This window comes from Paracoccus sanguinis, from assembly GCF_012689545.1.
GTDB lineage: Bacteria > Pseudomonadota > Alphaproteobacteria > Rhodobacterales > Rhodobacteraceae > Paracoccus > Paracoccus panacisoli.
This window is the reverse complement of the sequence record NZ_CP051542.1, coordinates 1,514,365-1,525,453: the sequence shown is the minus strand read 5'-3', so window position 1 is coordinate 1,525,453 and position 11,089 is coordinate 1,514,365. Positions and strand designations below refer to the sequence as shown.

Genomic DNA, 11,089 nt, shown 5'->3' with positions numbered 1-11,089 from the left:
GGTTAAACGTCAGACCGGCCCAAGCCGGAAGCGGTCCACGAACGCCTGCCCGCGCTCGGGGTCGCCCGTGAACCGCAGCGTCCCCGCGGCGATCTGCGCGGCGAGCGGCTGGGGACCATAGATCACCGCCGCCATCAGGTTCGGCGGCGCCTCGAACTGCATCTCGCCGGCGGGCAGGACGGCGCGCACCGTCTCGATCCGTTCGCCGTCGGTGGTGACGAGGAAACTCTCGTCCTCCATCCCGAAGCCCGCCGCGATCAGGCCCGGGGCGGGGCGCAGCATGGTCTGCATCGACAGCATCAGCGCCACCGGACTGATCGGCAGCCGCGGGTCGTGGCCGGGCACGGTGACGGCCCAGCGGCAGAGCTCGCGCAGGATCGGCCAGAGGCCCAGCCCCTGCGGCGTCAGCTCGTAGACCGGGACCGCGGCGGGCGGCGGCAGGGTGGTGTGGGTCAGCACCCCCGCGGCCTCGAGGTCGGCGAGCCGCCGGGTCAGCATGTTGGTGGCGATCCCCGGCAGCCGCGCCTTGATCGCGCCGAAGCGGCGCGGCCCGAGCATCAACTCCCGCACGATCAGCAGCGCCCAGCGGTCGCCGATCAGGTCGAGCGCGTGGGCGGCGAGGCACCCCTCGCCATAGGATTTGCGGGTCTCCGCCAACAGGGCCTCCGTGTCAGTTTCATAACTAAAGTTTTCGGTTGCAAAATGCAAGCATCCTGCCACGCTGTGTCCAGCGGGGCTGCGGCGTGATGCCGGTCAGCCACCGACAGGACAAGCACAAGGGAGAGTCGCGATGTCTTACCACACGGGTTCAGTCGCCGCCGTGCCGACCGCCAACCGCGAGGCCTACCGCGCCCACGCCGCCCGCGCCTGGCCGCATTTCCAGCGCCGCGGCGCGCTGCGCATGGTCGAGACGTGGGGCGAGGACGTGCCGGACGGCACGCGCACCGACTTTCGCCGCGCGGTTCAGGCCACGCCCGACGAGACGGTGGTGTTCTCGTGGATCGAATGGCCCGACCGCGCCACCTGCGACGCCGCCTGGGGCGACATGATGGCCGACGAATCGATGGGCGCCGAGATGGGTGAGATGCCCTTCGACGGCCAGCGGATGTTCTGGGGCGGGTTCTCGACCGTGCTGGACGAGGGCGAGACGCGCCCCGGCGCCTGGGTTCAGGGCTTCGTCCTCGCCGTGCCCGAGGGCAACCGCGACGCCTTTGCGGCGCTGGCCCGCGCCTCGTGGGAGGGGTTCCGCGCCCGCGGCGCGCTGCGCCAGGCCGAGCTGTGGGGAGAGGACGTGCCGCACGGCAAGACCACCGACTTCTACCGCGCCACCCAGGCCGAGGCGGGCGAGGTGCCGGTCTTCGCCTGGATCGAGTGGCCCGACCGCGCGACCTGCGACGCCGCCGCCCGCGCGATGCAGGCGGATGCCGGCGGCCAGCCGATGCCCGAGATGCCGTTCGACGGGAAGCGGATGTTCTGGGGCGGCTTCGCGCCGCTGTTCGATTCGCGTGAGGGACGGTGATGTTCGTCCCCTACCTCATGTTTCCCGGCCACGCCGCTCAAGCCTTCGCAGCCTACGCCGAGATCTTCGGCGGGACGCTCGAAACCAGCCGCTTCTCGGACATCCCGCCCGGCGCGGGTGCACCGGAACTGCCGGCCGAGCAAAGGGACTGGCTGATGCACGCGCGGCTCGAGGCCGCGGACGGTGGCGTTCTGATGGGGTCGGACGCGCCGCCGCAGTTCGCCGACCCGACAGAGCCCGACGGTCAGCGGCAATCGGGCGTGTCCGTTGCCGTATCACGCCCCGACCCGGCGTCGGCGCGCATCTTGTTCGACCGTCTGGCCGCCGGCGGCGACGTGACGATGCCGTTCGGCGAGACGTTCTTCGCCAAGGGCTTCGGCATGTGCCGCGACCGTTTCGGCACACACTGGATGATCAGCGCAGCCGACTGATCGCAATCGACCGAAAGGAGACGACCGTGAGCGGATTTCAGGGCGACCCCTGCTGGTACGAACTCGGCACGACCGACCCCGCGGCGGCGGGGCGGTTCTATGCCGAGGTGCTGGGCTGGGCGGTAAGCGATTCGGGGATGGAGGGGATGGTCTATCTGCTCGCCCGCGCGGGCGAGGAGATGGTCGCCGGTCTGACCTCGAACGCGGGTCAGGCCGGGGCGCCGCCGCCGAACTGGCTGACCTATTTCGCCGCCGACGACTGCGACGCGACCGCGGCGGCGGCCGAGGCGGCGGGCGGCCGTGTGCTCGTCGCGCCCGCCGACATCCCCGGCACCGGCCGCTTCGCCGTGGTCGCCGACCCGCAGGGGGCGGTGTTCGGCCTGCTCGAGCCCGACATGAGCCGCATGACCGAGGCCGAGCGCAAGAAGGCGCTGACGACCGGCGCCTTCGATCCCGCGAAGACCGGCCACGGCGCCTGGAACGAGCTGATGAGCTCGGACCCCGCCGCGGCCGAGGGGTTCTATGCCGCGCTCTTTGGCTGGACCAGGGCCCGGACGCTCGACATGGGCGAGGCGGGCACCTACCGGATCCTCAGCCACAAGGGCCGCGACATCGGCGCGGTGATGGGGCTGGGGAACGCCCCGGTGCCGGCGTGGCTGCCGTATTTCGGCGCCGATCCCGTGCGCGCCGCGATGGCGCGGATCGAGGCCGCGGGCGGCACGGTCCACCACGGCCCGCACGAGGTGCCGGGCGGGATGCACATCGCCGTCGCCACCGACCCGCAGGGGGCGTGGTTCGCGGTCGTCGGGCCGCTCGGCTGACGGCGGCCGCGGCTGCCGCACCGGGGGCCCCCCGGCCCCCGTTCGGACTTCCTGCCAGACGACGCCACAGGCGCGAGGAGGCGCGATGCTGACCATCACCACCTTTGACTGGGTGCCCGAGATGCCGCGCGGCTATGTCCGCGACATCCGCCCCCGCTGGGCCTGCGAAGAGGCGGGCCTGCCCTACCGCATCGCCACGGTGCCCTCGACCGACAAGAGCGCGGCGCATCTGGCAATCCAGCCCTTCCACCAGGTTCCGGTGCTGCAGGACGACGATCGGACGATCTTCGAATCGGGCGCCATGACCCTCTATCTGGGCGAGAAATCGCCGGTCCTGATGCCCGCCGACGAGGACGGGCGGATCGAGGTGCTGCAATGGGCCTTTGCCGCGCTGAACTCGATCGAGCCGCCGGTCACCGGCTGGGCCGTCGCCCGGTTCTTCCACCGCGACGAGGCGAGCGCCGCCCGGTGGGAGGAATGGATGACGCAGCGCCTCGCGCAGCTCGACGCGGTGCTCTCGACCCGCGCCTTCATCGCCGCGGGGCGGTTCACCGCCGCCGACATCCTGATGACCGAGGCCGTGCGGATGGCGGGCGACGAGGGGAAGCTCGCCCCCCATCCCGCCGTGACCGACTATGTCGCGCGGATGACGGCGCGGCCGGCGTTCCGCAAGGCGCTGGCCGACCAGCTCGCCCATTTCGCCGCCGCGAAGGCGCCCACCGACGCGCCTGCCGGGGCGCAGGACAAGGAGTCGTCATGAAACCCGCCCTCTTCGCCGCCCTTCTGCTCGCCGCCCCCGCCGCGGCCGAGACGGTCGCCGTGAACGGCCACGACGTCTGGTACGAGGTTCACGGCGACCTCACCACCGGCCGGACCCCGGTGCTCGTCCTGCACGGGGGCATGATGACCATCGAGTCGAGCTTCGGCGCGCTGATCCCCGGCCTCGCGCAGGACCGCCCGGTGATCGGCGTCGAGCAGCAGGGCCACGGCCACACCGCCGACTACGACGGCCCGATGAGCTTCGCCGCGATGCGCGACGATACGCTGGCGGTGCTGGACGCGCTGAAGGTGCCGCGCGCCCATGTCGTGGGCTTCTCGATGGGCGGGATGCTGGGGCTCGACCTCGCCATGAGCGCGCCCGAGCGGGTCGCCTCGCTCACCGCGATCTCGGCCAGCCACCAGCCCGAGGGGTTCCTGCCCGAGCTGGTGCGGATGAACCGCGAGCCGGGCTTCACCCCGCCGCCCGAGGTCGCGGCGCTGCTGCCGACGCCCGCCGACTTCGCCGCCATGTCGGCCGAACTGGCCGCCAAGAACCCGGGCGGCGCGGCGGCGGTGGCGCAGACGATGACGGAAACGGCGGCCTTCATCGGCTCGGACTGGGGGGCGCCCGACGCGCGGCTGGCGGCGGTGACGGCGCCCACGCTGATCCTCATCGGCGACCGCGACTTCATCCGGCCCGAGTTCGCCGTCCACATGGCCCGCACCCTGCCCGACGCGTGGCTCGGCATCCTGCCCGACACGACGCACCTGACCATCCTCGCCCGCCCCGAGCTGCCCGGCCTGATCGCCGCGCGGATCGCAGCGGCCGAGGCGCCCTGACCCCGCCCCCGTCGCCACCCCCGTCGCCGCGCCCGTCGCGGCTTGGCGTTTCCCGCCCCAGCGGCTAATCCGGTCGGCGACCGAAAGGATGCCGACCGATGACCATGGACAAGAGTTTCGACGCCCCCGCCGCCGAGGCGCGCATCGCCGCCGAGTGGGAACGCTCCAACGCCTTTGCCGCAGGCGCCAATGCCCGGCCGGGGGCCGAGGCGTTCTCGGTCGTCATCCCGCCGCCGAACGTCACCGGCAGCTTGCACATCGGCCACGCGCTGAACAACACGCTGCAGGACATCCTCGTGCGCTGGCACCGGATGCGCGGCTTCGACGTGCTCTGGCAGCCCGGACAGGACCACGCCGGCATCGCCACCCAGATGGTGGTCGAGCGCCGGATGGCCGAGCGCGGCGAGCCGAACCGGCGCGAGATCGGCCGCGAGGCCTTCACCCGCGCGATCTGGGACTGGAAGGCCGAGTCGGGCGGCACGATAATCGGGCAGCTGAAGCGGCTGGGCGCCTCGCTCGACTGGTCGCGCAACGCCTTCACCATGTCCGGCGCCCCCGGCGCCCCGGCGGGGGAAGAGGGGAACTTCCACGACGCGGTGATCCGGGTGTTCGTCGCGCTCTACGACAAGGGGATCATCTACCGCGGCAAGCGGCTGGTGAACTGGGACCCGCATTTCGAGACCGCAATTTCGGATCTCGAGGTCGAGAACCGCGAGGTGGACGGCCAGATGTGGCACTTCCGCTATCCGCTCGCGGGGGGCGAGACATACGAATACGTGGAACGCGACGCCGACGGGAACGTGACCCTGCGCGAGACGCGCGACTATATCGCCATCGCCACGACCCGGCCCGAGACGATGCTGGGCGACGGCGCGGTGGCCGTGCACCCCTCGGACGCGCGCTATGCGCCCATCGTGGGCAAGCTCTGCGAGATCCCGGTGGGGCCCAAGGAACACCGCCGGCTGATCCCGATCATCACCGACGACTATCCCGACCCCAGCTTCGGCTCGGGCGCGGTGAAGATCACCGGGGCGCATGACTTCAACGACTACGGCGTGGCGCAGCGCAACGGCATCCCGCTTTACGCGCTGATGGACGGCAAGGGGGCGATGCGCGACGACGGGCTGTCCTATGCCGACAGCGCCGCCATCGCCACCCGCGCCGCCCGCGGCGAGGACGTGGGCGACGTGACCGAGGTGAACCTCGTCCCCGAGCATCTGCGCGGCCTCGACCGCTACGCGGCCCGCAAGCTGGTGGTGGACGAGATCAACGCCGAGGGTCTTGCCGTCACCGACGCCGAGGGCGCGCCCTACGTCGAACAGAAGAAGATCATGCAGCCCTTCGGCGACCGCTCGGGCGTGGTGATCGAGCCGATGCTGACCGACCAGTGGTTCGTGGACACCGCCCGGATCGTGCAGCCCGCCATCGACGCGGTGAGGGACGGGCGCACAAGGATCATCCCCGAGCAGCACGAGAAGGTCTATTTCCACTGGCTCGAGAACATCGAGCCGTGGACGATCAGCCGCCAGCTCTGGTGGGGGCACCAGATCCCGGTGTGGTATGGCCTCAGCCTCGGCGCCGAGACCTATCACGACGACGAGGGCGACAGCGCCATCGACCCGGCCGAGATGTTCCGGCTGCTGAACGAGGACCGGCTGGTCCGCCCCGGCGAGGTCCAGCACTGCGGCGCGAGCTTCGCCGAGGTCGCGCCGCGCTTCGACGACGTGCTGGCCGGGCTGCCCGCCCCGCTGCACGGCGCGCGGGTGATCGAGGTCGCCGACCGCGCGGCGGCGGTCCACGCCTTCGCGCTGGGCCTCGGCGAATACGAGATCGACAGCGACCCGACGCGGCTCGTCTATCCGGTCTGGCGCGACCCGGACGTGCTCGACACGTGGTTCTCGTCGGGTCTCTGGCCCATCGGGACGCTCGGCTGGCCCGCCGACACGCCCGAGCTGCGGCGCTATTTCCCGACCGACACGCTGATCACCGGGTTCGACATCATCTTCTTCTGGGTCGCCCGGATGATGATGATGCAGCTCGAGCTGACCGGAGAGGTGCCGTTCCGCAACGTCTATGTCCACGGGCTGGTGCGCGACGAAAAGGGCGCCAAGATGTCCAAGTCCAAGGGCAACGTGATCGACCCGTTGACGCTCATCGACGACTACGGCGCCGACGCGCTGCGCTTCACGCTGACCTCGATGGCGGCGATGGGCCGCGACCCGAAGCTGGGGCCCAAGCATGTCGAGGCGAACCGCAACTTCGTCACCAAGATCTGGAACGCGACCCGGTTTGCCGAGATGAACGGCGTCTTTGCCGCCCCCCGCGCGGGCACGCCCACCCCCCAACACACCGTCAACCGCTGGATCATGGGCGAGACGGCGCGCGCCCGCCTCGCCTTTGACGAGGCGCTGGCCGCCTATCGCTTCAACGATGCGGCGCAGGGGCTTTACGCCTTCGTCTGGGGCAAGCTCTGCGACTGGTATGTCGAGTTCGCCAAGCCCCTGTTCGATGGCGAGCATGCCGAGGAAACCCGCGCCACGATGGCCTGGGTCATCGACCAGGCGGTGACGCTGCTGCACCCGGTCATGCCCTTCGTCACCGAGGAAATCTGGGCCCTGACCGGCTCGCGCGACCGGATGCTCGTGCACGGCGACTGGCCGGAGTATGGGGCCGAGCTGATCGACGCCGACGCCGACCGGCAGATGAACTGGGTGATCGGCCTGATCGAGGCGCTGCGCTCGGCCCGGGCGCAGATGGGGGTGCCGGCGGGCGCCAAGCTCGACCTGATCGTGACCGAGGCCGATGCCGCGGCCCGCGCCGCACTTTCCGCCAACGCCCCGCTGATCGAGCGGCTGGCGCGGGTGAATCCGGCCCGCGACGGTGCGCCCGGCCGCGGGATGATCGCGGTCGCGGCACCCGGCGCGTCCTTCGCCCTGCCCATCGGCGAGGTGATCGACGCCGCCGCCGAGACCGCGCGCCTCAGGAAGGCCGCCGAGAAGGCCGCGAAGGACGCGGGCGGCCTGCGCGGGCGGCTCGGCAACCCGAAGTTCGTCGAGAACGCCGACCCCGAGGTGATCGAGGAGACCCGCGCCAAGCTCGCCGATCTGGACGAGGAGATCGCCCGCCTCAACGCCGCCGTCGCGCAGCTTTCCGCCTTCTGATGCACTGGTTCGAGCGGATCGCCCAGCGGGCCATCGACAAGGCGGCGGCCGAGGGCAAGCTGTCGGGTCTGGCCGGCGAGGGGCGGCCGCTCGACCCCGAGCGGCTGCGCGAAAGCGCCGACGACGTGCTGCACCGGATGATGGCCGACGGCGGCTTCCTGCCGCCCGAGGTGACGCTCGCCCGCGAGATCGAGGCGCAGCGGGCGGTGCTGGACCAGATCGAGGACGAGGCCGAGCGCCGCGCCTTGCAACGCCGCATCGCGCTGATGGAGCTCAAGCGCAACGTCGCCGCCGACGCCCGCCGCCGGGCGATGCGCTAGGCGGGGCGCTAATCGGGGCGGAACCCGGCAGGGATGCGGTCCACGCCGGTCAGCAGCAGGTCGGCCAGCATCCCGGCCACCGGCGGGGCCATCGCAAAGCCGATCTTGAACCCGCCGTTGGCGATGAAATGTCCCGGCCGCCCCGGCCATGCGCCCACCAGCGGCGCGCGCGAGAGGGCGCGGGGCCGCACCCCCGCCCAGCGGTCGATCACCTCGGCCCCCGCCAGCGCCGGGCAGATCGCCACCGCCCTGGCGATCAGCGCATCGAGCTGCGCGTCGGGGCCGGGGGTCACCGCGTCCCGCTCGCTGGTCGAGCCGATGGCCACGGTGCCGTCGGCATGGGGCACGATGTGCAGCCCGTCCGCGAAGACCTGCGGCGCCTCGGGCGCGGCGAAGCCCAGCAGCGCCGACTGGCCCTTGACCCCGCCCCCCATCGGCCGCCCGAGATCGGCCGAGAGGTCCGCCAGCCCCGGCGCACCCGTGGCCCAGATCACCGGGCCGCCGCCCGCATCCAGCCGGTCGGGATGCTGCGCGCCCGCGCCCTCGACGATCTCGCCGCCCGCCGCCCGGATCGCCGCCGCCAGCGCCGCCAGCGCCCGCCGCGGCGCGATGCGCGCGGTGATGTCGTCGGCGAGCCATCCGGTTGCGCTCTCAGGGACCAGCGGCCCCCGCGGCGCCCCCTCGCGCCACATCGCGAACCCGCGCCACCGCGCCCTGGCTGCGGCGATGCGGTCATCCAGCGCCGGCCCCTCGACCAGCGGCTGCAGGCGGCCGGTGCGGCCGTAACCCGGATCGACCCCGCCCGCGGCGGCGACCTCGGCCCACCAGCCCTCGGCGGCCACCAGCGCGTCGCGCTGCAGCGCCTTCTTGTCGTTCCACGGCTCGGGCACATGCGGCGCCAGCGCTCCCACCGTGCCGCCCGAGGAGCCCGCGCCGAGCCGGTCGGCCTCGATCAGCCGCACCCGCGCGCCGCGGCGCGCCAGCTCCCACGCGCAGGCAAGGCCGAAGATGCCGCCGCCCACCACCGTGATCCCGCCCAACGTGATCCCGCTTGCCACCGCCGCGCGTCCCCGCCAATGCCACCCAAGGCGGCAGGAGTAGCGCGGATGACCCCCAGCGAGCAATCGGGCGACCAGACGGGCGAGGAGACGGGCGAGGAGTCTGGCCTCGACTGGCGGCAGACGGGGGCGGGCGAGATCCCCGTCTCGCGCCGCTTCGACGACCCGTTCTTCAGCCTCGCCGGGGGGCTGGACGAGACGCGGCACGTGTTCCTCTCGGGCAACGACCTGCCCGCGCGGCTGGCCCCCGGCTTCCACGTCGCCGAGACGGGGTTCGGCACCGGGTTGAACCTGCTCGCGCTGGCCGAGGTGGCCCGCGTCCCGGTCCGCTTCACCAGCTTCGAGGCCTTTCCGCTGAGCGCGGCCGACCTGTCCCGTGCCCACGCGGCCTTTCCCGCCCTCGCGCCGCTCTCGGCCCAGCTGCGGGCGGGCTGGGGGAAGCCGAGCCTCACCGTGGGCTCGGTGACGGCGACGGTCATCGTGGGCGACGCGCGCGAGACGCTGGCGGCGTGGGACGGGCGGGCAGATGCGTGGTTCCTCGACGGGTTTTCACCGGCCCGGAACCCCGAACTGTGGGGCCCTGACCTGATGGCACAGGTCGCGCGCCACACCGCCCCGAGCGGCAGCTTCGCCACCTACACCGCCGCGGGCCACGTCCGCCGCGCGCTCTCCGAGGCCGGGTTCGCCGTCAGCCGCGCCCCCGGCTTTGCCGGCAAGCGCCACATGAGCCGTGGGGTGCTGGCCTAGCGGCGCACCTGAGGGATGCGCGTCGGGGCGTAGTCGAGCGGCAGGTGCGGCGGCCGCCCCCGCGTGACCGCCCAGAAGGCCGTGCCGCAGCGGCGGAAGAACAGCGGCAGCGTCAGCACGAGGCCCGCGGCAAAGCCCCCGGCGTGCGCCCAATAGGCCACACCGGCCTCGCCCCCGTGCATGGCGTAGCCCGAGAACACCTGCACGCCGAACCAGACCGCCAGCATCACCCAGGCGGGGATGGTGAACACCTTGATCAGGATGATGATGATCGCCACCACGTCCACCTTGGCCTTGGGAAAGAGCAGCAGATACCCCCCCATCACCCCGGCGATGGCGCCCGAGGCACCGACCATCGGGATGCCCTCGGACGGGTCGGCGGCGATCTGGAACCCCGCCGCCGCCAGCCCGCAGGCAAGGTAGAAGGCGAGGAACCCGAAATGCCCCATCTGGTCCTCGAGATTGTCGCCGAAGATCCACAGGAACAGCATGTTGCCCGCGATGTGCAAAAGCCCCGCGTGCAGGAACATGTGGGTGACGAGGCCCCACAGATGCGCGCCGTTGGTGACCGCGACGGGGTAGAGGGCCAGATCCTCCCACAGCCCCTCCATCCCGCCGCCCCAGGGCATGGTGAGCAGGAACATCACCACGTTGACGAAGATCAGCCCGATGGTGACGTAGGGCGTCGTCTCGGAGGGGTTGTGGTCACGGATCGGGAACATGGAGGGCCTTGGGCTGACGGGTGCAGGGCGAACGCGGGCGGGGCGGCATGGTTGCAGTCCGGTGCCCGCCCGGCGTGATCGGGCACCGGCGCGCGGCCGGCGTCAAGGCCGGGGCCGCGGTCCAGGCCCGGCGAGGTCAGGGCGCCGGCGCGGGACCGAGGCGGACGACCGGCCGCCCCGCCGCGGTCAGGTCGAGCTGCCCGCCCGGCTGCGGGGCCGCGCCGTCCACCCGGCCCAAGGCCGCGTGCAGCAGGGCGTCGAACTCCATCGCCGCGGGGGCGCAGGCCATGAGCGTGGCGCCCAGCGGGCCGATGCGGACCGGCGGCGTGATCTGGCCGGGACCGAAGAACCCGTTGCAGGCGCCGGTGCCGCTGACGCGGCCGCCGGGCTCGAACCGGATCACCGGCGACGTGCCCTGCGGCGGGCGTGCCTCCACCGACAGCACCCGCCAGGCTTCGGGGCCGCCGGTCGGCACGGCGGTGTCGGTCGGCGCGCAGGCGGCGAGCAGCGGCAGGATCAGGACGAGCGGGACGGGCAGTCGCATGGCGGCGCCTTGGCTGGGACAGGGGTGCGGCCATGCTGCCCTGCGCCTGCGCGCAGGTAAAGCGGTCGCCCGTGCAATCGCCCGTGCCGCCCTGCCGGGCGTTCCGTTGGCACGGTGCGTCAGAACGCCGGGGGCGGGGCGATTGTCCCCCCTCGGCGGGGCGGCTA

At 72.5% G+C, this 11,089-nt stretch carries 12 protein-coding genes; 8 read left to right on the top strand and 4 right to left on the bottom strand.

What is annotated here, in order from left to right; genetic code table 11:
• Window positions 1-9: 9 nt before the first annotated feature.
• Window positions 10-657: a winged helix-turn-helix transcriptional regulator gene (locus HGN31_RS07255; RefSeq protein ID WP_244961171.1), complete on the bottom strand. Its 648-nt coding sequence runs from the start codon at window positions 655-657 to the stop codon at window positions 10-12.
• 133 nt (window positions 658-790) lie between these two features.
• On the opposite strand from HGN31_RS07255, the gene HGN31_RS07250 reads away from it, so the two are divergent.
• The 7 genes from HGN31_RS07250 (at window position 791) to HGN31_RS07220 (ending at window position 7,851) form a co-directional block, all read left to right on the top strand.
• Entirely contained in the window at window positions 791-1,519 is a 729-nt protein-coding gene (locus HGN31_RS07250) for a DUF1428 domain-containing protein (protein ID WP_036699920.1), read from the top strand.
• A complete protein-coding gene (locus HGN31_RS07245) occupies window positions 1,519-1,950 on the top strand; it encodes a VOC family protein (RefSeq protein ID WP_036699922.1) in 432 nt (143 codons plus the stop codon). The genes HGN31_RS07250 and HGN31_RS07245 overlap by 1 nt, the downstream gene beginning before the upstream one ends.
• Window positions 1,951-1,976: 26 nt before the next feature.
• Window positions 1,977-2,771, top strand: coding sequence for a VOC family protein (locus HGN31_RS07240; protein WP_036699924.1), 795 nt, complete (start codon window positions 1,977-1,979; stop codon window positions 2,769-2,771).
• A gap of 85 nt (window positions 2,772-2,856) precedes the next feature.
• The gene (locus tag HGN31_RS07235) at window positions 2,857-3,531 is read left to right on the top strand and encodes a glutathione S-transferase family protein (protein WP_168782787.1); all 675 of its coding nucleotides are present in this window, start codon (window positions 2,857-2,859) and stop codon (window positions 3,529-3,531) included.
• Window positions 3,528-4,370 carry an alpha/beta fold hydrolase gene (locus HGN31_RS07230; RefSeq protein WP_168782786.1) on the top strand — a complete coding sequence of 281 codons (843 nt, stop codon included), beginning with the start codon at window positions 3,528-3,530 and terminating at the stop codon, window positions 4,368-4,370. The genes HGN31_RS07235 and HGN31_RS07230 overlap by 4 nt, the downstream gene beginning before the upstream one ends.
• A 98-nt stretch (window positions 4,371-4,468) precedes the next feature.
• The gene (locus tag HGN31_RS07225; RefSeq protein ID WP_168782785.1) at window positions 4,469-7,531 is read left to right on the top strand and encodes a valine--tRNA ligase; all 3,063 of its coding nucleotides are present in this window, start codon (window positions 4,469-4,471) and stop codon (window positions 7,529-7,531) included.
• Window positions 7,531-7,851, top strand: coding sequence for a DnaJ family domain-containing protein (locus tag HGN31_RS07220; RefSeq protein ID WP_036699930.1), 321 nt, complete (start codon window positions 7,531-7,533; stop codon window positions 7,849-7,851). Before HGN31_RS07225 ends, HGN31_RS07220 begins: the two co-directional genes overlap by 1 nt.
• Window positions 7,852-7,859: 8 nt before the next feature.
• Here HGN31_RS07220 and HGN31_RS07215 read toward each other — a convergent pair whose 3' ends face one another.
• The gene (locus HGN31_RS07215; protein ID WP_244961169.1) at window positions 7,860-8,909 is read right to left on the bottom strand and encodes an NAD(P)/FAD-dependent oxidoreductase; all 1,050 of its coding nucleotides are present in this window, start codon (window positions 8,907-8,909) and stop codon (window positions 7,860-7,862) included.
• A gap of 48 nt (window positions 8,910-8,957) precedes the next feature.
• On the opposite strand from HGN31_RS07215, the gene mnmC2 reads away from it, so the two are divergent.
• Window positions 8,958-9,656, top strand: a complete 699-nt coding sequence (gene mnmC2, locus HGN31_RS07210; protein WP_211096353.1) for a tRNA (5-methylaminomethyl-2-thiouridine)(34)-methyltransferase MnmC2 — start codon at window positions 8,958-8,960, stop codon at window positions 9,654-9,656.
• Here the strand turns inward: mnmC2 and HGN31_RS07205 are convergent.
• Window positions 9,653-10,378 carry a rhomboid family intramembrane serine protease gene (locus tag HGN31_RS07205; RefSeq protein WP_168782783.1) on the bottom strand — a complete coding sequence of 242 codons (726 nt, stop codon included), beginning with the start codon at window positions 10,376-10,378 and terminating at the stop codon, window positions 9,653-9,655. The genes mnmC2 and HGN31_RS07205 overlap by 4 nt on opposite strands.
• Window positions 10,379-10,514: 136 nt before the next feature.
• Window positions 10,515-10,922 (bottom strand): META domain-containing protein, encoded by a 408-nt coding sequence (locus HGN31_RS07200; protein WP_168782782.1) that lies wholly within the window; start codon window positions 10,920-10,922, stop codon window positions 10,515-10,517.
• Window positions 10,923-11,089: the final 167 nt, after the last annotated feature.

Coding starts and splice junctions, on each gene's coding strand:
- mnmC2 (WP_211096353.1), top strand. CDS start 8,958: ATGACCCCCAGCGAGCAATCGGGCGACCAGACGGGCGAGGAGACGGGC.
- HGN31_RS07235 (WP_168782787.1), top strand. CDS start 2,857: ATGCTGACCATCACCACCTTTGACTGGGTGCCCGAGATGCCGCGCGGC.
- HGN31_RS07200 (WP_168782782.1), bottom strand. CDS start 10,922: ATGCGACTGCCCGTCCCGCTCGTCCTGATCCTGCCGCTGCTCGCCGCC.
- HGN31_RS07250 (WP_036699920.1), top strand. CDS start 791: ATGTCTTACCACACGGGTTCAGTCGCCGCCGTGCCGACCGCCAACCGC.
- HGN31_RS07205 (WP_168782783.1), bottom strand. CDS start 10,378: ATGTTCCCGATCCGTGACCACAACCCCTCCGAGACGACGCCCTACGTC.
- HGN31_RS07225 (WP_168782785.1), top strand. CDS start 4,469: ATGACCATGGACAAGAGTTTCGACGCCCCCGCCGCCGAGGCGCGCATC.
- HGN31_RS07230 (WP_168782786.1), top strand. CDS start 3,528: ATGAAACCCGCCCTCTTCGCCGCCCTTCTGCTCGCCGCCCCCGCCGCG.
- HGN31_RS07220 (WP_036699930.1), top strand. CDS start 7,531: ATGCACTGGTTCGAGCGGATCGCCCAGCGGGCCATCGACAAGGCGGCG.
- HGN31_RS07245 (WP_036699922.1), top strand. CDS start 1,519: ATGTTCGTCCCCTACCTCATGTTTCCCGGCCACGCCGCTCAAGCCTTC.